General features: G+C 51.8%; 19 protein-coding genes and 2 pseudogenes. 7 read left to right on the top strand and 14 right to left on the bottom strand.

Going from position 1 to position 23,830, the window contains the following annotated elements; all coding sequences use genetic code 11:
- The first annotated feature begins 146 nt into the window (after positions 1-146).
- The 3 genes from LBJ36_07965 to LBJ36_07955 are packed head-to-tail and all read left to right on the top strand — an operon-like array spanning position 147 to position 3,516.
- The gene (locus LBJ36_07965) at positions 147-1,493 is read left to right on the top strand and encodes a hemolysin family protein (GenBank protein MDR1378972.1); all 1,347 of its coding nucleotides are present in this window, start codon (positions 147-149) and stop codon (positions 1,491-1,493) included.
- Between the two features lie 20 nt (positions 1,494-1,513).
- Positions 1,514-2,323, top strand: coding sequence for a nickel pincer cofactor biosynthesis protein LarB (gene larB / locus LBJ36_07960; protein MDR1378971.1), 810 nt, complete (start codon positions 1,514-1,516; stop codon positions 2,321-2,323).
- The gene (locus LBJ36_07955) at positions 2,320-3,516 is read left to right on the top strand and encodes an HD domain-containing protein (GenBank protein ID MDR1378970.1); all 1,197 of its coding nucleotides are present in this window, start codon (positions 2,320-2,322) and stop codon (positions 3,514-3,516) included. Before larB ends, LBJ36_07955 begins: the two co-directional genes overlap by 4 nt.
- A gap of 28 nt (positions 3,517-3,544) precedes the next feature.
- On the opposite strand, the gene LBJ36_07950 is transcribed toward LBJ36_07955, so the two are convergent.
- The 12 genes and pseudogenes from LBJ36_07950 to LBJ36_07895 all read right to left on the bottom strand — a co-directional run bounded on the left by LBJ36_07950 (position 3,545) and on the right by LBJ36_07895 (position 14,451).
- Positions 3,545-3,982 carry a flagellar hook assembly protein FlgD gene (locus tag LBJ36_07950; protein MDR1378969.1) on the bottom strand — a complete coding sequence of 146 codons (438 nt, stop codon included), beginning with the start codon at positions 3,980-3,982 and terminating at the stop codon, positions 3,545-3,547.
- Positions 3,983-4,042: 60 nt separating this feature from the next.
- The gene (locus tag LBJ36_07945) at positions 4,043-6,001 is read right to left on the bottom strand and encodes a flagellar hook-length control protein FliK (protein ID MDR1378968.1); all 1,959 of its coding nucleotides are present in this window, start codon (positions 5,999-6,001) and stop codon (positions 4,043-4,045) included.
- Positions 6,002-6,022: 21 nt separating this feature from the next.
- Positions 6,023-6,685: an MgtE intracellular region gene (locus LBJ36_07940; GenBank protein MDR1378967.1), complete on the bottom strand. Its 663-nt coding sequence runs from the start codon at positions 6,683-6,685 to the stop codon at positions 6,023-6,025.
- Positions 6,685-7,044, bottom strand: a pseudogene (locus LBJ36_07935) (lytic transglycosylase domain-containing protein). The gene LBJ36_07940 and the pseudogene LBJ36_07935 overlap by 1 nt, the downstream one beginning before the upstream one ends.
- A gap of 260 nt (positions 7,045-7,304) precedes the next feature.
- The gene (locus LBJ36_07930) at positions 7,305-7,805 is read right to left on the bottom strand and encodes a flagellar FliJ family protein (GenBank protein MDR1378966.1); all 501 of its coding nucleotides are present in this window, start codon (positions 7,803-7,805) and stop codon (positions 7,305-7,307) included.
- 78 nt (positions 7,806-7,883) lie between these two features.
- The gene (fliI, locus tag LBJ36_07925; protein MDR1378965.1) at positions 7,884-9,206 is read right to left on the bottom strand and encodes a flagellar protein export ATPase FliI; all 1,323 of its coding nucleotides are present in this window, start codon (positions 9,204-9,206) and stop codon (positions 7,884-7,886) included.
- Entirely contained in the window at positions 9,199-9,339 is a 141-nt protein-coding gene (locus LBJ36_07920; GenBank protein MDR1378964.1) for a hypothetical protein, read from the bottom strand. The genes fliI and LBJ36_07920 overlap by 8 nt, the downstream gene beginning before the upstream one ends.
- Positions 9,332-10,426: a hypothetical protein gene (locus LBJ36_07915; GenBank protein ID MDR1378963.1), complete on the bottom strand. Its 1,095-nt coding sequence runs from the start codon at positions 10,424-10,426 to the stop codon at positions 9,332-9,334. The genes LBJ36_07920 and LBJ36_07915 overlap by 8 nt, the downstream gene beginning before the upstream one ends.
- Positions 10,419-11,450, bottom strand: a complete 1,032-nt coding sequence (gene fliG / locus LBJ36_07910; GenBank protein ID MDR1378962.1) for a flagellar motor switch protein FliG — start codon at positions 11,448-11,450, stop codon at positions 10,419-10,421. The genes LBJ36_07915 and fliG overlap by 8 nt, the downstream gene beginning before the upstream one ends.
- 81 nt (positions 11,451-11,531) lie before the next feature.
- On the bottom strand, positions 11,532-13,100 hold the full coding sequence (gene fliF / locus LBJ36_07905) for a flagellar M-ring protein FliF (protein MDR1378961.1): 1,569 nt from the start codon (positions 13,098-13,100) through the stop codon (positions 11,532-11,534).
- Between the two features lie 22 nt (positions 13,101-13,122).
- Positions 13,123-13,425 carry a flagellar hook-basal body complex protein FliE gene (gene fliE / locus LBJ36_07900; protein MDR1378960.1) on the bottom strand — a complete coding sequence of 101 codons (303 nt, stop codon included), beginning with the start codon at positions 13,423-13,425 and terminating at the stop codon, positions 13,123-13,125.
- Positions 13,426-13,956: 531 nt separating this feature from the next.
- Positions 13,957-14,451 (bottom strand): hypothetical protein, encoded by a 495-nt coding sequence (locus LBJ36_07895; GenBank protein ID MDR1378959.1) that lies wholly within the window; start codon positions 14,449-14,451, stop codon positions 13,957-13,959.
- Between the two features lie 466 nt (positions 14,452-14,917).
- Here LBJ36_07895 and LBJ36_07890 point away from each other — a divergent pair.
- The 4 genes and pseudogenes from LBJ36_07890 (at position 14,918) to LBJ36_07875 (ending at position 20,878) form a co-directional block, all read left to right on the top strand.
- Positions 14,918-15,775, top strand: a pseudogene (locus LBJ36_07890) (site-specific DNA-methyltransferase).
- 538 nt (positions 15,776-16,313) lie between these two features.
- Positions 16,314-17,174 (top strand): DUF6282 family protein, encoded by an 861-nt coding sequence (locus LBJ36_07885; protein ID MDR1378958.1) that lies wholly within the window; start codon positions 16,314-16,316, stop codon positions 17,172-17,174.
- A gap of 35 nt (positions 17,175-17,209) precedes the next feature.
- On the top strand, positions 17,210-18,505 hold the full coding sequence (locus LBJ36_07880; GenBank protein ID MDR1378957.1) for an SLC13 family permease: 1,296 nt from the start codon (positions 17,210-17,212) through the stop codon (positions 18,503-18,505).
- Positions 18,506-18,550: 45 nt separating this feature from the next.
- Positions 18,551-20,878 (top strand): hydratase, encoded by a 2,328-nt coding sequence (locus tag LBJ36_07875; GenBank protein MDR1378956.1) that lies wholly within the window; start codon positions 18,551-18,553, stop codon positions 20,876-20,878.
- A 209-nt stretch (positions 20,879-21,087) separates the two neighbouring features.
- Here the strand turns inward: LBJ36_07875 and LBJ36_07870 are convergent, their stop codons facing one another.
- A complete protein-coding gene (locus LBJ36_07870) occupies positions 21,088-21,663 on the bottom strand; it encodes an aminodeoxychorismate/anthranilate synthase component II (GenBank protein ID MDR1378955.1) in 576 nt (191 codons plus the stop codon).
- The gene (locus LBJ36_07865; protein ID MDR1378954.1) at positions 21,623-23,065 is read right to left on the bottom strand and encodes an anthranilate synthase component I family protein; all 1,443 of its coding nucleotides are present in this window, start codon (positions 23,063-23,065) and stop codon (positions 21,623-21,625) included. The genes LBJ36_07870 and LBJ36_07865 overlap by 41 nt, the downstream gene beginning before the upstream one ends.
- Positions 23,066-23,830: the final 765 nt, after the last annotated feature.

Below are 23,830 nucleotides of genomic sequence, written 5' to 3'. Positions count from 1 at the left end.
ACAGGCTGACACCCCTTTCTACACCGGATAGGGAGCCATAAAAGTCTTTCTCTGAGATGGAGAAGAGGAGAAAGTAGCGCTAACACGAGGCTTTATGTTAAACTAGCTCCATGACTAGGATCATAGGCCAAAGGAGGTACGGATCCATGTTATACGGAGTTGTGATTGTATTTTTACTAATCGTCAGCAGCGCGTTTTTGTCGATGGGGGAGATTTCCCTGGCGGCTTCCCGCCGGGTGAAGCTGCGGGTTCTTTTGAGCGAGGGCAAGACCGACGCGTCCCAGGTTCTTGCTTTTCAGGAACAGTCGGGGATGTTCTTCACGACGGTCCAGATCGGGCTGAACGCCGTCGCGATTTTCGGGGGTATCGTGAGCGATTCCTTTCTGTCTCCCCGCATCGCCGCTCTTTTCCCAGATTTCATCTCGCGTTCCTCGGCGGAAAAAACCGCTTCCCTTATCTCTTTTCTTATGATAACACTGGCGTTTGTTCTTTTCGCGGACGTAATCCCTAAGCGTGTGGCAATGGCTTTTCCTGAGGCGGTGGCCCTGCGGTGGGCGATGCCAATGCGAAAACTGATTACCTTCTTCAGTCCCCTAAGCAAGAGTTTGAACGCCTTGGTGAACGCCGTTTTCAAACTTGTGGGCATGACGGAGAAGAGGCGCGACGACGTCACGTCAGACGATCTCTATGCGATGATGGAGGCGGGGGCTCTGGCGGGCGTGCTTCGTAACCAGGAAAAGGAACTGATCGGTAACGTGTTCGAACTGGACTCCCGCACCGTGCCCTCAGCCATGACGGTGAGGGAGAACGTCGTTTACTTTGACATTCACGAAAGCGAGGAGAGCATTCGGGTCAAGGTGGCGGAGCATCCCCACACCACCTATCCCGTGTGTCGGGGAAACATCGACCACGTGATTGGCTATGTGGACTCGAAAGACCTCTTATCCCGTCTACTCAAGAGCAGAAGTCTGGAATTGACGGACGCCGCGCAGATTAGACCCCCGTTGATCCTTCCTGACACCCTCACCCTGGCGGAGGCTATGGACCAGTTTAAGGGTCGGGGTGAGGACTTGGCGGTGGTGTTGAATGAATACGCTTTGGTAGTGGGTATTCTGTCTTTGAAAGACATCATGGTGATGCTCATGGGCAATGTCGCGGGACAGGAAGAGCAGATCATGAAACGGGATGATCACTCTTGGCTTGTGGAAGGGGGCACACCCATAGACGATGTGATGAGCGCGTTCAAGATCGAAGAATTTCCCAGCTCGGAAAACTACGAGACTGTGGGAGGATTTTTGACCTACATGCTGCGCCGGATTCCTCGCCGCACGGACTTGGTGAGCTTTGGGGGCTATAGCTTTGAGGTGATGGACATCGACAACTACAAAATCGATCAGATCCTCGTTACGCGCTTAGAGGATAAAGAGGCTAAAATAGAAGAGAAATTTGAGGTTAAGGTGGAGACGGAGGCAACGGTGAAGAAAGAAGAGTGATGAAGTGTGATGACAAGAACATGAATATGGACGAAGTGCTGAACTTTATGAAGACAATCCCCTTCAAGGATGTCGGAGAGGTGAAATTGGACACCAACCGGTCGGCAAGAACGGGATTTTCGGAGATTATTTACTGTCCCGGTAAAAGCGACGAACAGTTGGTTAGCATTGCCAGCGCCCTGCGCGATTCCCGGGAAAACATCCTGTTCTCTAGAGTGTCGGCCTACCAGCACAACGTTATCGCTTCTGTGTTGCCCGACGCGGTGTTGCACGCCAAGGCAAAAACGACGGGGGTCAAAAGGCAAGAAAGCCCTCATTACAAGGGCCTCTCTGTTCTCACTGCCGGGAGTAGCGACGTTCCTGTAGCCGAGGAGGCCGCCGTCGCCGCCGAGTACATGGGCTGTGATGTCTTGCGTCTTTACGACGTGGGCGTCGCGGGGTTGCATCGCCTGTTGTCCCACATGGAGGAATTGCAATCCTCCAAGGCCATCGTGGCTGTGGCGGGTATGGAGGGTGCGCTGCCCACCGTGGTGGGGGGATTGGTTTCCTGTCCCGTGGTAGCTGTCCCCACCAGTACCGGTTACGGCGCCAACTTAGGGGGTATCGCGCCGCTTTTGACCATGCTGAACTCCTGCGCTATGGGCGTCACCGTGGTGAACATCGACAACGGGATAGGGGCGGGCTACGCGGCCGCGCTGATCGTCCAGCAGTTTTACCAGGCCCAAGCTCAAGCCCAACAGACGGTGTCAAAGGCGCTTTCTTCTTCTTCCTCTTCTTCCTCTTCTTCTTCTTCTTCTTCTTCTTCCGATGCAAACGGAAACAGAACATGATTACCCGTCCTCTTCTGGAGCGCCTTTTTTCCGCCGCCAGCATCGAACGATGGAATGACCACCCTCACCCCGCCGTTTTCACTGAACTGGGCAAGCAGGCTCATAAGATGGTTATCGCTTGGGTGTTGGGCAAGCGCGAGGAGGACGCGGGGCGCGCCGTCGATTGGCTGGCGCTGATCGACGGCGGGGTCTTCGAGTTCCTGCATCGGGTAGTCGTCACGGATATCCGTCCGCCGGTGTTTCATAAACTGATGCAAGACCAGGATACCCGCGACCAGCTTAACGAATGGGTGTTTCACAAGCTCGAACAAGACCTGAACGGCCTCTCTGCCTCTTTCGCCGAACGTTTTCGGAAGTATCACCAAACCCGGACGCCGTCGTTGGAGAGCTGCGTCTTGCGTTCAGCGCACTACCTAGCTACCAAGTGGGAGTTCGATTTCATCCTCCATTGGAGCGCCAATATGTACGGTATCGAGCAAACCCGTCAAGAAATCGAAGAACAAATCGAGAACATCGACGTGACTACCGCTCGAGAGATGCTCTTGGCTCCCGCGTCATCCAAGCTATGGGGGTTTGTTTCTTTAGTGGGGCAGTTGACCTTTCAGAAGAGGTGGGCCCAAACCCCGAGGATCCCTCAGACCTCCGTGCTGGGACATCTTCTTTTCGTGGCCGTGGTTTCTTATCTTGTTTCCATCGAGATAGGGGTTTGTCCGCGCCGCGCTTACAATAACTTTTTCGGTGGGCTTTTTCACGACCTGCCTGAAGTATTGACCCGAGACATCGTCTCTCCCGTCAAAGCCTCGGTGGAGGGGCTGGACGCCCTGATCCACCGCTACGAACGAGAGTCCATGGAGGAGCGGATTTTTCCGCTGATTCCGAGTCACTGGGTTCAAGAGCTGCGTTACTATACCGAGAACGAATTCACGAACAAAACACAGCGGGAAGATCAACCCCTTCTGTGTCATAAAGGGGACATTCCGAAAGAACTCAACCATGACAAGTACAATCCCCTAGATGGGCAGCTGATCGAGGTTTGCGACAAATTGGCGGCTTATGTGGAAGCGTCCGTCTCCATTTACCTGGGAGTACACCCCCAGGTTTTGGAGGACGGCAAGAAGCGCTTATACGAACGATTCTCCGGAGCGGTTCTTTATGGCTACCCCGTCGGGCAACTCTTCGAGCTTTTTTACTGAGCGAATCTTAAGTAGAGGGAATCAATCATCAGGCGGAAAGCACCCCGTCGATCTTCTTCAGAGGAATCTCCCCACATTGATCGGTTTCAAGTATGGCGCCCTCCTGGGAGTCATACCACACCGCCACTACCGTGTCCGCCACAGACGTCACCGTGCCGTCGGGGGCCTCGTAATCGAACACGACGAGCTTGCCTATGTAGTTCACGGCCGAATACTGCCCGGCTCCAGACATTTTTTCCAATTCCGTATTCATGTTGGTCATCTGCTCCAACGAGCTAAACTGCGCCATCTGAGCGATAAAGTCCCGGTCGCTCATGGGGTTCATGGGGTCTTGATTGGAAAGCTCCGCGATCAGCAACTTTAAAAACGCGTCTTTACCCAGTTCGTTCGTCACGGCACGCGAAGCCGAAGCCAATTGGTCCGAGCTTATTGCCGAACTCGCGTCGGATGTGCTATTTACAGCCATTTCAATTCCTCCCGCCTGTTATGGTCTAAAGATCAAGTGCCTTAAATTTACCTCAGCGCTTCACGCCACCCAATAAAGAAGGCCTTGGTCTAGATCTACCCTGAATACCGTCTCTTCGCCCTCGTCCATGTCGTTTCTAGTCGAGGCTTCGACCCTTCTCCGATCCGAATTCTGGCCTTGTTCCCGGCGTCCGTTGTCCTGCTGGACGTCCACCGAAAAATGGGTCAACTGCACTCCCTGTTGTGCCAAAGACCACCTCAGTTGGGCGAGCTGGTCCTGTATCAACTGGCGCGCTTGCTCGCTGCCCACTTTGATGGAGGCTTCCAGTCCTACAGCATTATTGGTCAACTCCACGCTGATCCGGCCCAAAGCGGGAGGATCGACGATCAAAGCGGCTTTCTGCTCTCCGCTGACGCGGATAAACCGAACCACGTTATCCAGACCTTCGCGCAGCGCTTCGTTCCTGGGCAGGGGTGCGTCTTTCGCCAAGTTCAGGCTCTCTCTGTGAACATCTCCTCGTGTTTCGCCGCGTCGCACTCCATCAAAAAACTGTTCAAATCCTGACTTATGTTCCTCCGCTTTGGGTTTTACCGAAGCTCCTTTCTCGTTTTCGCTGCCCGATAAAGGGCTATCCTCTTTAGCATCTGCCGAACTCGCCAAATTCGCGCCTACGTTGGCGGTGTTTCGATTCAAAGAACCCAGCTTTTCCTGAGGAGAACCCTCAACCACGTCGCGTTCGGTGGAGAACTCGTTTCGAGGTGAAGTTCTCTCGGAAAAGGTAGGGACAGCCAATTCCCCTTGTTCAGGAATACGAGAAATCGCTGAAGAAAGTCTTTCGTCCCACTCGGTTTTTTCCTCAGACGCATCCGCGTTCCCTTTTTCTTTTTCTTTCATTTTCAAGGAGAGATCTGTTTCAAGGTACGAAGCAAAGTGGGAAAAAACCCGCGATTTCGAGAGATCCGCCGTTTCGCCCTTGGGATTATCTTCCACAAGAAGAGGTGTAAGAAGAAGAGTTTCACGAAGAGGAAGATTCCTTTCCTCTGTTTTTTCTTGCTCTTGTCCATCCAAAGCGCCTTGTCCTCTCAAATCTTTCAGAGGCAAAGTCTCGCCTTTCTTTCGGTGTTTTGTCCAACTATCCGCAAGAAGTTTTAAATCGGTAAGAACTGTCTTGAGAGATAATTGAATATCGTCGTCTTCTAAATCGCCTTTCAAGTTGCCTTTTAAATCATTTTTCAAGTCGTCTTTTACGCCGCGAAATGTCGCCAACATCGCCTCAATGCGGCTTATATTCTCACGGGACAAAACTCGATCTCCGGTTTCACCCAATTCATTTAGAATCTCGTTCGCTTGCCCGAAAAACGGCGTTTCATCCTTTTCCTGGCGCTTTTGCCAGTTATTCGCTGTGTATTTTAAATCGGCAAAAGCTGTTTTGAACAGAGAATCATCGTCTTCCAAATCATTTTTGCGGAATTTTGCCAACATCGCCTCGAGGCGACTTATGTCTTCACGAGACAGAACTCGGTCTTCAGATTCATCCAATTTACTCAATGCATCCAATTCGCTTAAGACTGTGTTTACCCACTCAAAAGGTGATGCCTCTTCTGTGTTTTTTTCTAAGTTATTTTCTAAGTTATTTTCTAAGTGATTGTCCAGATCCTTTCCGAGAGAGGGCAACAAATCCAAAACGGACTTCGAAAAAAAAGGATTATTTCCCTCCCTTACGAACAGCGGCGTTTCATCTGTTACGTTTTCGTTGCCGTTTTTGTTTTCATTGTTATTTGCGTTGAACCAAGCCATCGGGTCAACGATGGTATTCTTATTGGGTCTCAGGTCCTCGGCGAATTGAGTGAGAACGGACAAAAAGGGCATAACTTCTTCTTGAAGTCCCTTATCGCCGATTTTTCCTTCCGACTCCCTCACGCCGGCCGCGCCCGTGGGTTTTTGCTCAGGGGTCGCAACAGGAATCGCGATAGGAGTCGCGATAGGAGTTGAAAAAAACGCGTTTCCTATGTTTGGCACTGATCTTACCTTCCTTCGCCGTTATTGGCCTCCCGCCATCAGCTCCGTAAGCCTGGCCGCCTTTCTGGGATCCATTTTCCCCAAAATGGACGCGCGGGCGTCCGCGGGAAGCTTCTGCAACAATTCCACTGCTAAAGGCTCCGTCACCTGCTCCACGATTTGCGCCGCGTTACGGGCGGACATATCCTGATAAGTCCTGACTACTTGGTCAATCAATTGCTGTTCTGAGTTTTTTTCCGCGTTAACGGACTCCTCTCGATTTTGCGCGGCGCTCGCCTGACGATTCAAATTTTCCATACGCGCTCCCAGGTCACCGGAGGCCGTGTCGACAGCGGATTCTTTCGCTCCCAATTTGCGTTCTCGCTCATCAAGACGTTTTTGCCACTCCTCCAGCTCAAAAGCGCGCCGCTGGGCTACCGTCAGAGTGTATTGTTCCGGGATGTCGAAAAAACGAGAAACAGAAGTACCTACGTAAGGAACTTGAGGAACAATACTCCACACCAGGGGTCTGGCATCCCACAAACCGCTAAAGTGCAATCCTGTTCCTGCTCCAAACGCCAACAACGACAAGAAAAAAAGCAAACGACTCTTGCTGCGTTTTTTCTTTTTTTTCGTGGACAACGCTCTCGGAGGGGTTTGGGCAGTTTCTCCGCCAGGCGGGGCGATTCGTCGTTCTTCGGCCATTATGACTCTTCCTCCCGGTAATGATGGTACAATGCCATAATATTATCAACGTACCTCCGAGTTACAGAAAAAGGAGGCCCTCCTGCCGCGTCTACCCGTGAAGGACCCGCGTTATAGGCCGCCAAAGCCTTCTCCACATCCCCTTCATACTTATCGGTCAATTGAGAGAGATATTTTACCCCACCTTCCAAATTCTGCTCCGGGTCGAAAGCGTCTTCCACTCCCAACATCTCCGCCGTGCGCGGCATGAGCTGCATCAAGCCCATCGCTCCCTTGGAGGAAACCACGTCGGTGTTCCAGCCCGATTCCACCTGTATGACAGCGCGGATCAGCTCCTCGTCGATATTGTACTCGTCGGCGAGAAGAGCGATCTTCTTTCTAAGGTTATTCATGCTAAGGTTATTCATGGCCACCCCGGTGTTTGACCGGTTCAACCGACCCGCGGCCTTTCCGCTCTTCCCCTCGTTCTTATTCCTTTTTTTTCTCTCCGCCTCCAGAAGATCGACGAAACGGACCTCCGACGTTTGATCCGGGCGCCGCTGCTCGAACGGCACGCCCCACTTCTTAGAGATCTGTTCGATACGGTCCAGCGCTTTATTCATCGAGGTCAGGTCGGGTTTCATCTGCTACCCTCTTTTTTTGCGTTTTTCGTGTGTTTTGTTGACACGCCCATGACTTGAGAGACGTGACCGTAACGCGTCACGGCCAGGTCGTCCAACTCCACCTGTTCTGCCTCGAGCAGGGCCTTATAGGCGTCGTCCCTCAGGCGGTCCACGTAGCTCTCCATGACGCGCACATCCCGATGCCGTTCCAATAAGCGCGTCTCCGTGTCGGAAATTCTGCGCCGTACATCGTTCAGGTTTTCCTTGCTCTTATCGATATGTTTTTCGATGACGTCGACACACTGCCTCTGAAGCCATATCTCTTGAAGGGAAACTACTCGCTCCGCTTCTCCGGCAAAAATCTCCAGCGCTTCCGATTTTTCCCGTCCCAAAGAGTCGAGGCGGCATAGTACGGAGTCCTCCTCCTGGCGTTCCTCCGCCAAAATAATCTGTTCCGCCTGGCGGTCGTTTTCACGAATCTTCAGTATCCGGCCGAACCGCTGGATCCGCTGTTTCATGCGTCAAAACCTCCTTATGTCTACGCTATTTTCACTTTATTTTTTCAATATTTTTTTCGATATTTTCACTTTATTTTTTCAACTTTCCAGCGCCAGGGCGAGGAGCTGATTGACGGTTTCCTCAAAAGAAGAAGACTCCCCAACTTTTTGCGCCAAAAACTCGCGAACGGCATCCAAATGCTTCAAGGCCCAGTCCACGCGAGGGTTAGCCCCCGCCTTATAAGCTCCGATGTTGATCAGGTCCTCTGACTCCGCGTAGGTAGCCATGAGGTCTCGCACGCGGCCGGCGGCCGCCAAGTGTTCCTGGGAGACGATGGCCGGCATGACGCGGCTGACGCTTTCCAGAATGCTGACGGAAGGGTAGAAATTACGGGCCGCTATCCTTCTAGACAGGACGATGTGACCATCCAAGACACCTCGCACGGTGTCCGCCACGGGCTCATTCATGTCATCCCCCTCCACCAACACCGTGTATATGCCGGTAATGCTGCCGCGCTCTCCCGCTCCGGCCCTTTCCAGAAGTTGAGGCAAAAACTCGAAGACCGACGGGGTATAGCCCCGCGTGGCTGGGGGCTCGCCGATGGCCAGGCCCACTTCCCGCTGAGCGCGGGCCACACGCGTCACGGAATCCATCATCAGAAGGACGTTTTTACCGGCGTCCCGAAAAAACTCTGCGATAGCCGTCGCCGTCAAGGAGGCCTTCAAACGGATCAAGGGCGGCTGATCCGACGTGGCGATGACGATGACGGACCGCTTCAGCCCCTCCTTGCCCAGATCCCGCTCGATGAATTCTCGCACCTCGCGTCCCCGCTCTCCTACTAAAGAGATCACGTTGATATCGGCGGTGGTATAGCGGGCCATCATACCCAGGAGTGTGCTTTTACCCACTCCGGAGCCGGCGAATATGCCGATGCGCTGACCCGTGCCCAGAGTTAAAAGCCCGTCAATTACCTTCACACCCACGGAAAGAGGGCTTTCGACCATCTGCCGGCGTAAGGGATGAGGGGGTGTTGCGTGTAGAGGGTAAAAATCTGTCGCCACCACAGGTCCCTTGTCGTCCATGGGATTGCCCAATCCGTCTAGAATGCGTCCCAGCAAAGCGTTTCCCACGGCGACACCCAAGGGCCGGTCCGTGGACATCACATCGCAACCGGGCCCCACTTCCCTCAGATCACCTAGGGGCATCAAGAGCACCCGGTTTTCTCGAAACCCAACGACCGCCGCGTCCAGGCCGTTGGCGGCATTCCGAAAGGAGATCCTACACAAGTCTCCCACCCGCACGTCCGGCCCTTGAGACTCTGCCACCAGACCCACGACTTGCGTCACACGACCGTTAATCCGAATCAACTGGAGCTGTTCTAAATCCGACTCCAGCACCGAAAATAAATCGACCCTACTCATTGACGTAATTGTTCAAGCTCAGGGGGGCAGAGCCCATTCGGCCAAAAGCGGCCTCACTGGCCCCCCCGAGAGCCCCCAGCAAAAACCTTTGCCAGGTGAGAGTCGGACGAAAAGGGTTTGAACGGTTACTCATTGGCGACCTCCGGAGTGTTCGCCGCGTTTGGCGTGTTTGCGTCCGCTGGTATTCTCCCTAATTGTTGGAAGAGGTTCTCGACAGCTGAGTCGATCTGTCCGAGCTGGGTACGCCAACGGGCGTCGTAAACCCCCAGGTTCGTCTCCACAAGGCAACTGCCCTTATCGACGCTGGCGTCCGGCTTCAGCTCCAAGTGTTTCGCGCCCCTCAAAACGTCTCCAAATTCTCCTTCCAATCTGTCTTCTAACAGCGCCATGTCCTCAGGGGAGACATAGATCAGAATATGGTTCTTGTCGCTCAAACGTGACAAAATATCCGATAGAACGCTCAAGATTCCTTCAGGGGAAAGGTTTGTCTCATGGCGCAACATCCTAGACAACATCCCCTGCCAAAGTCGAAGCATCCGCGGCTCGTTCAAGGAGACTAGTTCGGCGAAATTTTTCTCCAAATGGGCAGAGATTCCCTCCAGCGCCGTCACGAGCTTCGAAAATTTCTCTCGATACTGCTTTTCGATCTCCGCGCGGGCTTTTCCCAAACCCGTATCGTATCCGCTTTTCAAGCCTTCTTCATGTCCTTGCGCGCGCCCCTCGGTTCGGGCTTGTTCCTTCGCGGCCTCAACGTTTGCGGCCAGCTCTCGTTCTTTTTGAGCGAAAGTAGCCTTGATTCCCGCCACATCCGTTTCCAGTGAGGTAATTTTGCTGGAAAGGTTCTGTTTTTCGGCATTAGCGCTTTTCAACTGCGTTTCGAGTTCCGCGATTCGGTCCTTCAATTTTTTGTAGGGGTCGGCGGCGTCACTCTCGTTTTGGGTCTCTTTTTTTTCTTTATTTTTTTCCTTACTTTTTTCTTTGTTTTTTGTTTCGGACTTCGAAGAAGCGGAGGCGCGCATGCCCTCGTGAGAAATTTCGGGGGATGTTCGCTCGATATTTCCCGAAACGGACTCCGTCGTTTTTTGGGCGGGAGGCTTTCCAATTGAAATCTGCTCTTCCTTCTGGTCGGAAGGAAGAGCAGTCTCAAGCTCGGCGCCTATTTTTACAATGTCCGGTAGAAGGCGAACGGCACGTAAAACTCCCTGGCGCAACCTAGACAACTAACTCGTCCTCTCCTCCAGTCGCTATAATGATCTCTCCAGCCTCTTCCAGAGACCGGACCACGTTGACGACCTTCTGCTGTGACTCCTCCACGTCCTTGACACGCACCGGGCCCATGTATTCCATGTCCTCTTGGAGCATTTCCGCCGCCCTTTTCGACATGTTCTTGAAAAATTTCATGCGTAGTTCTTCCGTAGCGCCCTTGAGAGCCAATCCCAATTCTTTCATGTCCACTTCGCGCAGCACTCGCTGCAACGAGCGGTCGTCCAAGCGAATAATGTCCTCGAACACAAAGAGGCGTTTCTTGATCTCCTCCGCCAGTTCGGGATCGTTTTCCTCCAGGTATTCCATGATGTTGCGTTCTGTGGTACGATCCGCGCTGTTGATGAGGGCAACCACCGCGTCGATGCCTCCCGCCAGGGTAAAATCCTGGCCCATAACTGTACTCAATTTACGTTCCAAAACCCGTTCTACCTCCCGCAAAACCTCAGGAGTGATCCGGTCCATCTTGGCGATGCGCTTGGCAACTTCGGCCTGCATTACGGCGGGGAGGCCGCTGATGATCAAAGACGCCTGACTAGCGTCCAGGTAGGACAAAATCAGCGCTATCGTCTGGGGGTGTTCCCCTTGAATAAAGCCTAGTACCTGCTGTGGATCCGTGTGACGCATAAAATCGAACGGCCGGACCTGCAAACTGGCCGTGATTCGGGTGAGCAAATTCTGAGCTCGTTCCGGCCCTAATGCGCGCTCCAAAACGTCTCGTGCGTACTCCACGCCTCCGCGAGCCATAAACTCGCGCGCCATCAAAACTTCCTGGGCTTCTTTCATGACCTCCAGTTTCAAATCGGAGGTGATTTTTCTTAAATTGGCGATTTCGAGAGTGATCAGCTCAATGGCCGTATCGTCGAGCAACTTGTATACTTCAGCGGCGATATCATTTCCCAAAGCCACCATGAGAACCGCAATCTTTTCTCTATTGGAGACATTACTGGCCACACTGCTCAATCTGGAAGTTTTCGCCATAGAAGGACTCCTTTATCATACATCGAGCAAACTAACATTAAAGAACACGTAAAAAACAAGGTATCCACATCTTTCAATAGGTTAAGCCTCCAATGAAATCCACTCGTTGACAAGATTCGCGACCTCGGAGGGGTTGTTCCTAGCGTAGGCCTTCAATTGCTCTTCCAAAACAGCCATTTCTCCTTGGAACGCGAGCAAATCTGGAGACATCAGCATTTCCTGAATTGTGGGCACGTGTTTGCTCTCCTTTTGAATCGAATCTAACGCCAAACGCGCTTTACGCCTGCGCCACCACCAATAACCCGTCAGACCCGCACATGTAATCACCGTGAGAGCGACAATGGACGCCACGATCAGACGCCACATCCTCTCTTTCCGGAGTTCCGCCAGCAAATCATCGCTCCAAGTCTTGTCGAACTCCCTCGACCTGACAATAACTCTGTCACCTCGCGCCTCGTTGAAACCGATGGCGGAGGCGGTAAGTTCCCTCCACATCGCAAGCTCAGCCTCGTCCAGATTTCCGTCCAAGAGAACCGCTGCTGTCAAACGTTTGATCCCTCCAGGGGTCACAGTCTCGACGCTTTCCTGTGTGCTGGTTTGATAGTTGGTTGTGGTCTCCGTTTTATTATATTCATTATCCATGGCTTGCGTATTGACGGCGTAGCCAGGAATGTTGGAAGTAGTTCCAGGCTGCCCACCAGGAGGCTGTTGCCGCCCCAAGTAGCTTTCCTCTGTTTGTTGCACGCTGAGCGGAATTCCTCGTCTCGTCTCTCCGTCGGGAAAAAATACTTTGGAAGTGCTGGTCTTCTTGTCAAAGTCGAGATCCACTTTCACGCTCACCACAACGCGTCCCGGACCAAAGGCACGTTCCAATATCAAACGGGCGTTGAGAGCCAGTTCTTTTTCGCGTTGACGCTCCAGTTCCCTTTGAACCGAGGTGATGGTGTTGCTCCCGTCTGGCGAATAAAGAATCATCTCGTCCGCCACCATATCCGACAGGATCCGGCCCGTCGTATCCGCCAACGTCACGTTTTCGGGCTGCAGTCCGTCCACGCTTCTCGACACCAAGTGGAGGATAGCCTTGATCTGGCTTAGCCCCAATTGGGTTCCTGGCCTCAGGCGCACCAACACGGAAGCTGTGGAGGGCTGTTGTTGTTCGAGAAACAGTTGTTGTTTAGGAAGGACGAGGTTGACTATCGCGGAGTCCACAACATCCATCCGGCCGATGGTACGTTGTAACTCCCCCTCCAACGCTCGGACGTAACTGACTCTCTGTTGAAATTCGCTCATGCCCATTTTGGATTGATCGAAAATCTCGAAACCCACACCCCCTCCCTTGGGAAGCCCCTCTTGCGCCAGAGAAAGGCGCGTATCATCGACCTGGTCTCTGGGAAGAAGGATGGCGTTAGCCGCGGACTCCAAACGGTAGGGGATCTTGTTGTCTCGGAGATAAGCCACGATGGCGGATTGATCCGTTATCTCCAATCCCGAAAATAGCGGTACATAAGTAGTCCGACCTGCCCAGAATATCATCATTCCGAGCAAGCTCACTACAACAAAAGCGGCTCCAAACAAAGAAGCCTTTTGCCACGTTTTCAGCCCCGCCCAAAAGAAAAAGAACCTGGACAGTAACTGTTTCAAGTTCTCCATAATTTTCTACGCGGACCGAGGATCAGGCCGACATTCTAGACAATTGTTGGTAAGCGTCTAGTAGCTTGTTGCGCAACTCCATGCACATCTTTAAAGCGATCTCCGCCCGGGAAGAAGCCAGAACGACCTCGGAAATATCCTCCACATCCCCCGTCGCCAGTTTGCGAACCATGTTGTCCGACTCTACTTGAAGGTCGTTGACCTGCTTCATTGACGAAGACAACAGTTCCTCAAAAGACATCGCACTAGATTGCGCGTACACATTTTGCGGATTCCGTTGCTTAACCTCCGAAAAATGAACCATGTCCAATACCAATGGCTCCATAACCAACCTCCTCCATAATAGAAAATAACAGAAAATCTGATTACTAATCATACGCTCATGTAAGCATCTAGGCAAGTGACGCGCCCTCATTTTTATGAGGAAAAAGGCATATTTGAATCGCAAAGCCTACGTATGTCAAAGGAACATTTCAAACCCTGAGTAACTGGCATAAAAATTTATTAAGGTAAAGTGCTATATTGAATGATATTCCTGAAATGCCACTTTGGATTTTTTAGCTTGTACAGTTCTTCACGCCTTTTCAGCCAGTTCCGTTATCTCCAGGTAATCCGTCTTTCCCGAAACTAATAGAGGGATTTTAGGAACATAGAGAGATTCTAGGAACATAGAGGGATTCTAGGAACGAAGAGAATTTTCTTAGGGATGGAGACTTCCACATAGCCCTGTTCTTTCATTTGACATACTCCCACGACTAAAGTCATGGGATTGTAAGATCGACAAAGACAGCCGACTGAAACCGGTCTTATGTCTTCTCCTTTTTGAAACTCGGAAGGGGCGTTTTAACCCCGCGTTTCAGATTGCTGAAGAACAGTTTATACGCTCTGTCAATACGTTGCGCGATATCTTGTATCGCCTGAGAGCCAATATTATTCCAGTCTCGACGAAACGCCTCGATGTCACGATGGTTTTGACGCGGACCGCCGCGCAACAAGCCCGGATGTTCTTCACACCTGCCGTGTAGTTCAGCATGGCGGGAACACGCCCCCAACGCGAGAGCCACAGAAAAAGCGCCACCGTTGCGATACTGCCCGGCAGCAAGATCCCCACACACTCGTTTTTTTGCGTCTTAGACACAAAAAATTTCCTTAAAACCATCGAGACTGCGATCAATTGATCATAATTGGCCGTTTTACGGGACGCGTCCACAACGACGACGCGTTTACGCCCGTAGGTTTGCCGCGCCTCTAGGAGGGCCTGAAAAAGGGTCTTTCTGTTGACCGCGGACGGCTGCCCTTGTTCTTGGAATGCCCAAAGCCCGATCTTTCCGCTTACTTGGCTAGTATACATAAAAATCTGGATAAATCGTCACTGCCTTGATAACTTGATAAGATGTATAACATGTAAAAACCTTGCGCGGCGATTAGTGAAATAAGCTGAGCTTGAAAACTTCCGCCGGTACGACATGTGTTATGATTCGATCTTTCAGCTTCTCATAAGAGGAGTAAATCTGAATACGGTAGGTGATAAAATCAAAAGAAAAAATGGAGGTGATAGTTATGCAAACTTTTCGGGGATACGTTGAAAATCATAAAAGAAATTCATCTGCTATGACAACACGGCCGGGCGGTGAAATAAAGGTAGGAAAATCAGCTCGGTTTGATCACAACGATTAAGGAAATAATTACTATATTGGGAAGAGCAAATAGCCGAAATACGAACATATTCCCGAGAACAAGCCATTGATGAACTAATAAAGGCAAAAAAATTGACGAAAAAATTCGGCAAATTGCGCAATACATAAGGGGGATTCGTTGTGATTGATACTGTCGTTACAGGAAATTCAATCGATATAGTCAAAACGATTCCCGATAATTATGCACACGCTATAATATCGGATATACCCTACGGTATTTGCTATGATGATTGGGATGTGCTTCATAATAACACCAACATGGCATTAGGGGGCTCTTCAATCGCTCAAACAAAGTCCGGTGGACTGTTTAAGCGTCGCGGTAAACCGCTTAATGGGTGGAGTGAAGCCGACAAGAAAATACCGATAGAGTATCAGGAATGGTGTTCTCAATGGGCAAAAGACTGGCTTCGCATACTCAAACCAGGCGGAACGTGTTTTATCTTTGCTGGTCGAAGATACGCTCACAGATGCACTGTCGCATTAGAAGATTGCGGATTCACATTTAAGGATATGTTAGCGTGGGAGAAAGCGTCTGCACCTCACAGGGCGCAAAGAGTATCCGAAATATTCAAGAGAAGAGGCGACGCCGTTTCCGCCGAAAATTGGGAAGGGTGGCGTGTTGCGAATTTACGACCCTTGTTTGAGCCTATTCTTTGGTTTCAAAAGCCATACAGAACGGGGGGTACCATAGTGGACAACATACTTAATAACAGCGTAGGCGCATGGAATGAAAATGCCTTGAAGATTTATAACGACAATATGTTTGCCTCTTCTACCACATGCTCAAATGTGTTGCGAATTGCCGCTGAAAAAGATGATCGTGGGTTACATGAAGCACAGAAGCCGCTAAAGCTAATGGAATGCCTTGTAGCTTTGGTTACTCCAGCAGAAGGTGTCGTTATAGACCCGTTTGCCGGCTCAGGCACTACTTGCGTCGCAGCAAAAAAGCTCGGTCGGCACTATATTGGCATTGAAATAAATTCACATTTTACAGAAATCGCTCTTGCTCGGCTCGATCATACGCCAATCCTTTAATTTGTATGCTTCTATCCTGAAGTGGTGGTTAGGTTTTCCGCAAAAGACATTATAGAAATGTACGGACTTAAGATCTTGCTTGAATATTTTTTAATGAGTAATATTATAGAGCTTGTGGATGTGTACACTTTGCGAATGTTGAAGTAAAAAGTCTAGGAAGAACACAACGATGATGAATCGATGGTTGGAGAATACCCAAAAAACTTCCATATGTGCTTGCTCGCGATGTGCTTGCTCGCGTTATCGCAAAGGACGCGGAGACAGCCGCACAACTAATGAAGAAGCACCTGGAGGCCTAGTTAAAAGCGTTTTTAGCCGCCGCGTCGCTGATGTAACCGCAGTTGCGAGCGAGGACAGGCAAACTATTTTGAAAGGTGGGATTTGAAAGGTGGGAGCGAAAAAGAAACGCCGATGGGGGGCATGCGTATACCGAATATCGGACATGTTTCTGAGAAAAATGAGATGGGAAAGGTGAGTAAGGATGAGGAAAATATCGCTTGAAGGCATCATTGATATGCACGTGCATTCGGCACCGGATATTCGAAAGAGGGCGTATACGGACATCGAGCTGATGAACGCCGCGGTCAAAGTCAAGGCAAGAGCGGTGGTTATCAAATCGCACCATGGAACCACCATGAACAGGGCTTTTCTTGTCAATGAGTTCAATAAAATTCTCCACAAAGGCAGCAACAACTTCACGATGTTTGGCAGCATCACACTCAACAAAGCCGTGGGTGGTCTCAACCCCGTGGCAGTGGAAACCGCCTTGAAAATGGGGGCGAAGGTGGTGTGGCTGCCCACCACTCACGCAGTCAACCAGCTCGTCAAGGACGGAAAAGACGGAAACAGCGGAGGTATAGAGTGCGTTTCCGATGGTAAGATCGTCGAGCCTCTAAGGGAGATACTGCGTATCATCAAGGATTATGATGTGGCGCTGGGCACCGCGCACCTGGCCCCAAAGGAAATTTTCACGGTAGTCGAGGCGGCCAAGAACATGGGCATCAATAAAATCGTCGTCACTCATCCGGAGTTTCACATCGTCGGCATGTCTCTCGAAGATCAGATCAAAATCACGAAAGATTACGGTGTGTACCTCGAAAGATGTTACGCCCAGCCCATGGGCGGCGGCGTTTATAAGAACAACCTGGAGGATAACCTGCGGGTCATCAGGACAGTGGGATACAAAAATGTCCTGATTTCCACCGATGGCGGCCAAGTGGAGAACCCCCACTGGGAATTGGCTTTGGAAGAGTACCTCCAGTACCTCTCGGATAACGGAATAGACGACGCTCAACTGTTTGAGATGAGCAGAAACATTCCCGCCAAGCTGTTGAGTATATGAAATGAACATACACATAAGAAGGAGGTAACTTGCTCATGATAAGTGTTTACATTATATCGGCGATCATGGCAGCCATAGCGCTGGGGTATGTCACCAAAATCAACACGGGCATTTTCGCCATCGCGTTCGCGTACCTGCTGGGGTGCTTCGTGCTCGACCTGAGCCCTGGAGAGATTGTGAGAATGTGGCCCGTGAGTATCTTTTTCGTCATCCTCGCGGTCTCGCTGTTTTATAATTTCGCCCTTCTCAACGGCACGCTGGAAAAAATTTCCGCGCGTATCCTATATTCCTGCAGACGAGCGCCTTACCTGCTTCCCTTCATTATTTATTTCTCCGCCGCGTTCATCGCCGCTTTGGGCGCCGGTTTCTTCTCGGTTTTGGCCTTCTCCGCGCCCATCGCGCTGATTCTCTGCGATAAACTCAAGGTGAGCAAGCTGATCGGAGCCATAGCCGTGAATTGCGGGGCCTTGAGCGGCGCCAACTTCATGACCAGCGGTAGCGGCGTGGTTTTCAGGGGGTTGATGGATAACGCCGGGTACACTCCAGATTCGTTTCGGTATTCCGCCGTGGTGTTCGTCGCGTCCATAATTTTTTCGCTGTTGCTGATAGCCGGGTTTTTCTTCTTATCCGGAGGCGGCAAGAATATGGCACGCATCGAGGACATGGATAAACCCGAAAAATTCAACAAAAAACAGATCTTCAATTTGTATTTGATGTTCATTATGATCATCTTGATTCTGGTCCCGCCCCTGGCCCATATCATAGCGCCGGACAACGCGACGATAACTTTTCTCAACGCCAGAGTCGATGTGGGACTAATCGCGTTTGTTATGGCGGTGATCGCGTTGCTTTTCAAATTGGCCCCACAGAAGGAAGTAATAGCAAAAATCCCTTGGGAGACGCTGATCATGATTTGCGGTGTGGGCATGTTGATCGCCGTGGCCATAAAGGCCGGTACAATAAACTTATTGTCCAGTTGGGTCAGCTCGAATATTTCCGTGACTTTCATCCCCGTCGCTTTTGGGGTAATCGGCGCTTTCATGTCCTTCTTCAGCAGTACCCTGGGCGTGGTCTGCCCCGCTTTATTCCCGCTGGTTCCCGCCGTCGCGCAAGCCACCGGCATTTCACCTATGATCCTTTTCACGTGTATCGTCATAGGCTCGCAATCGTCCGCCATATCGCCGTTTTCCTCAGGAGGCAGCTTGATTTTGGGAGCTTGCTCAAAAGACGATGAGCGCGCGGCGCTTTTCCCGAAACTCATTTTCGTCGCTGTCCCGTCCAGCGTGTCTTTCGCGGCGGCGTTCTGTTTCGTCGTCTCTCTTCTTTTATAAACGCTTTTATAAACGCTTTTATGAACGGATAAGGTGATCCATATCATGATAAAACTCTACGACACAGGTGTCTACGTGGTCAACGGCTCCGATATCCTGCCGGAAAGAGAAATCGAAAAATCGCAATCCGCGCTTGATGGAGTGGATAAAGATGAAGTGAATGGAGTGGTTTTCAACCGTGAAGAGGCGAAAAAGGGCACAATAACCTATTCGATTCTAGTCACTCACAATAAGGGCGACAAGGAAAACGGGAAAAACGAGAAAAACGAGAAAAATTTGGAAATCGGGTTCGACTCCCTCACTTCCCATGATATCACCTACGTCGGCATCATCCAGACGGCGCGGGCCAGTGGAATGGAGCAATTCCCTTTGCCCTTCGTGATGACGAATTGTCATAACAGCCTCTGCGCGGTGGGTGGGACGATCAACCAAGACGATCACATGTTCGCGCTCTCGGCCGCTCAAAAATACGGAGGAATTTACGTTCCTCCGCATCTGGCGATTATCCACTCGTACAACCGGGAGATGATGGCGGGTTGCGGCAAGATGATTCTGGGTTCGGACAGCCACACCCGCTACGGCGCCCTGGGCACAATGGGCGTGGGGGAAGGAGGGGGCGAACTCGCCAAACAGTTGCTGGGCAAGACTTACGACCTCCCGTACCCCGAAGTTGTGGGGGTCTTCCTGACCGGAAAGCCCCGGAGGGGGGTGGGGCCCCACGACGTGGCTCTCTCCCTTATCAAAGCGGTTTTCGAGAATGGATACGTCAAAAACAAGGTGATGGAGTTCCTGGGGGACGGGGTGGCGAACCTGTCGGTGGACTACCGCAACGGCATCGACGTCATGACCACTGAGACAACCTGTTGGAGTTCCATTTGGAAAACGGACGACAAGGTCTGCGAATATCTCACAGCTCATGGACGGGAGGAAGATTACAAAGAACTCGCGCCTCGCGGAGTCGCTTATTACGACGGGATGATCCACGTGGATCTTTCCGAAATCGAACCGTGCATCGCGATGCCTTTCCACCCAAGCAACGTCTACACTATACGTGAGCTCCAAAAACACGCGCCGGAGATTTTGGCTGAGGCCGAGGAGAATGGCGCGAAAATTTTAGGAATTTCAACCCTCGACTTCAAGTTGCGAGGCAAGTTCAAAAACGGCGGTATTTTCGTCGATCAGGCCATTGTGGCGGGATGTTCCGGAGGTATTTACGAAAACGTCATGGCTGTGGTCGACACCCTGGGCGACGCGTCCATCGGCAACGGCGCTTTTTCCATGAGCTTATACCCCGATAGCCAGCCATCGTATGTGGAGTTGAGCCGAAACGGTGCCATAGCGAAGCTCATGAGCGCTGGCGTCATCGTGCGTTCGGCTTTTTGCGGTCCCTGTTTCGGCGCTGGAGATACCCCGGCGAACGGGGAGTTTTCCATTCGCCACACGACTCGCAATTTCCCGAATCGCGAGGGTTCCAAGCCCGGAGAGGGGCAAATTGCCTCTGTGGCCTTGATGGACGCGCGCTCGATCGCCGCCACCGCCATGAACGGCGGACGGCTGACCGCGGCGGACGAACTGGAAACCCGTTACGGAAGACATTCCTTCTTTTTCGACCGAAACGTTTACATGAAACGCGTGTATGACGGAACAGGGAAACCCCTGCCCGACTCTCCTCTGGTGTTCGGCCCCAACATCAAAGACTGGCCGAAAATCTCCTCGCTGGCCGATGATCTGCTGGTCAAAATCGCGTCTTACATCACGGATCCTGTAACGACGACGGACGAGTTAATTCCCTCCGGGGAGACTTCATCTTATCGCTCGAACCCTCTGCGCCTGGCCGAGTTCACCTTGAGCCGCAAAGACGCCGGTTACGTGGAGAGAGCGAAAAACGCGCGCGCAATGGAAGAGACAAGGGACAAAGGAGCAAATTCGGCCGAGTTCATCGAAATTTGCCGAAAAATCATGGCGATACCGGGCTGCCAAGGCGTGGACCCAAAGCGTATGAGTATCGGCAGCGCGATATACGCCAACAAACCCGGAGACGGGTCCGCACGGGAGCAGGCTGCCTCGTGCCAAAGAGTTTTGGGCGCGTCCGCCAACCTAGCCAAGGAATACGCGACTAAACGTTACCGCTCCAACCTGATCAATTGGGGTATTATCCCCTTCTTGACCGAAGACGCAACGCGTTTCAAGCTAGGCGACTATCTCATTTTCCCCGGAATAAAAAAAGCGTTGACGGAAAAATCCGATGATATAAAGGCCTACGTCATCGGGGAAAAAATCGTGAGAATCCATTTGACGATCGGGAATTTGACAGACGTTGAACGCCAAATCCTGATAGACGGCTGCCTCATCAATTATTATAGAAATTCTTGAGAATCTCGCGAATTCTCTCTTGTCCACTGACGGTTTTCCTAGACGAACCGTCAGTGTCATCAATTTAAGTGTCATCAATTTAAATATCATCAATTTAAATGTGATAGCATATCCATAATGCAATCCCTTACCAATGTAATTAATAAAACTACGAAGTAGAAGGGATTGAATGTTATGTTTTTTGCTGATGTCTTCACCTATACAACGCATTACCGGCATCCGATCAATAGGAAGTTCTTCATGATCACGTCGCCGTTTTGGGTCAAGATGGACTCCGGGTGGAACTGCACGCCGTATACACCGTGGATCCGGTGCCTGACGCCCATCACCTCCCCGAACTCGTCCTCGGCGATGACCGCCAGCTCGTTCGGAATCGTATCCCTGCGGGCAACGAGGGAGTGGTAGCGAGCAGCCTTTATCACCGGGGGGAGGCCTCGGAATATCGTCGCGCTCTCGTCGACTCGCACAGCGCTTGCTTTTCCGTGCACCAAACGAGAAGCATACGTTATTTCCGCGCCAAACGCCTCGCATATGGCCTGGTGGCCAAGGCATACCCCCAGTATCGGTATGGCGGCGGCGAATCGCGTGATCACGTCCTCGCATACACCGGCGTCGTGCGGCCTACCGGGACCGGGCGAGATAATAATGTGGCTTGGAGCAAGACGAGCAATTTCATCGACGGTCCGTTCGTCGTTCTTGACCGTCATGATGTCCGGGTTGATCATCCCGGCGAGCTGGTACAGGTTATAGGTAAAGCTGTCGTAGTTGTCTATCAGCAGAATCATATCCCGACCCTCCCTTCATGGCCTCTCTGATAGCTTCCATCATGGCCTTGGCTTTGCGCAGACATTCCTCATACTCCCGTTCGGGCACGCTGTCCGCCACAACGCCCGCGCCGGCCTGGACGTAGACAAATCCATCCTTCAGCACCGCCATCCTGATGCCGATGCACAAGTCCATGTTTCCAGCGAAATCAATGTATCCTAGCGCTCCGCCATAGACACCGCGGCGTTCCTCCTCGATGTCGTCGATTATCTCGCAGGCGCGTTTCTTCGGCGCGCCCGACAGAGTTCCGGCGGGAAGTACCGCGGCCATCACATCCAGGGCCTCGTACCCCTCCTTCAGCTCCCCCGTCACCCTTGAGGCTATGTGACAGACGTGACTGAGCTTCTTTACGCTCCGATACTCGTCAACCCTCACGCTTCCGAAGCGGCATATCTTGCCCAAATCGTTACGTCCGAGGTCCACGAGCATGTCATGTTCGGCAAGCTCTTTCTCGTCGTGCGTCAGCGCCTCGATGAGCGTCTTGGTTTCCTCGTCGTCGTCGGTGCGGCGGCATGTCCCGGCGAGGGGGTACGTGCTGATCACGCCGTTCTTCAGCGACACAAGCGTCTCCGGAGACGCTCCGGCGACCTCCATGTCGCTGAAACAGACGTTGAACATGTACGCCGACGGATTCGTCGTCCTCAGTATCCTATAGGGCTGAAGCAAGTCGCCGCTGTAAGGGGACTTGAAGCGGATGGAGGGAACGCACTGGAAAATATCGCCCTCGTGGATGTGGTGTTTGGCCTTTTCCACCGCGGCGCAAAACGCCTCCTTGGTGAATGACGTGGTGAAGCGAGCCGATGCGGAACTCTCCTGAACGCGTTCCGAGATGTTCGACTTGACGAGGTTCTCCATGTCCTTCAGCGCGGCCACACCGTCGATATAGCTCTTTTCAAGCTCGTTCGTCGGGATATTGACGGTGAGGATGATCTTCTGGCGGAAGTTGTCGAACGCTATAACTCGGTCGAAGAGCATGAGGCGAAAATCGTCGAACCCCACGGAATCCGAATCCGTCAATTTGAGCGTCGGCTCGGTGTGCCTGATGTACTCATACGCGAAATATCCGACGAATCCCCCGGTAAAGGGCGGCATGTAGGCGATGCGGGGGCTTCTGTACGAACCGACGAACTCCTTGAGCGCCGAATGCGCGTCTCCGGGAAGAATATCCTCGACCCCGCGGTATTTAACGATCACGCGGCCCTCCCTGCCCGATACCTCCAGCACCGGAGCACTCCCCAGAAACGTGTAGCGCCCCCAGCTCTCACCGCTCGCCGCGCTCTCCAGGATGTAGGCCTCACGCCCCCTGTCCTTGAGCGTCCTGAACACCTCGACCGGAGTCTTGATGTCCGCGAAAAGCTCCATCGCTATCGGCACGAGCGTGTTGCCCTGCGATAGGTTCCTTGCCTCCTCCAACGTTGGTCTGATCACAAAAACTCCTCCTTCGCGAGGGCAGCAAAAAAGCCCACCCTCGACAAAATATTGTCAAGGACGGGCTTCGATTTCTCGATTTCCCGCGGTGCCACCTTGATTCACAGACATATGCCTGCATACGCCTGTGCGCTCTTTTAGGAATACCGTATTTGTTCAAGTTTAGGAGGGCGGAGGCCGTTGATGAAGAAACTAGATGAAGAAACTAAACGATTCGCACAACTCCTTCGTCGCTGGCTTTCTGCTTATCGGCCAAAAACAACCTCACTGGCCCTCCCCGAGACCTCCCTAACGAAAACTCTTGCCAGGTGAGAATCGGATAAAAAGACCTTGAACGCTTGCGGAATACCATCATATTCCCCGCAACTGACGTATGCGTTACGTCGCAGAATACTTGGGAAAGTGTTACGCTCCCTTTGACCGCGCCCTCAGCGGACCATTCTAATGCGCTGCGTTGCGCCGGCTCTCACCTCGTTCGGCTCTCTGTAGCTGCACGTCGCACCTTTACTTCCACGTCAACGGTTTATAAATTGTTAAATTGGAAGAATAATACCACGTTTTTCCCTCTTGTCAATCAAGCAATGATAAAATCCACATGGGTATCGCTATTATGAGTCTCAAATACCGACGCCGATCTCAAAAGTGCTTTGATAAAGTGAAAACAACGAAACTTGAAAGTCTAGTGAGGAGATTGAGGAG

This window comes from Synergistaceae bacterium (assembly GCA_031267575.1).
Taxonomy (GTDB): Bacteria; Synergistota; Synergistia; order Synergistales; family Aminobacteriaceae; genus JAIRYN01.
The sequence above is the reverse complement of the archived record's forward strand: the minus strand, read 5'-3'. Positions and strand labels throughout refer to the sequence as shown.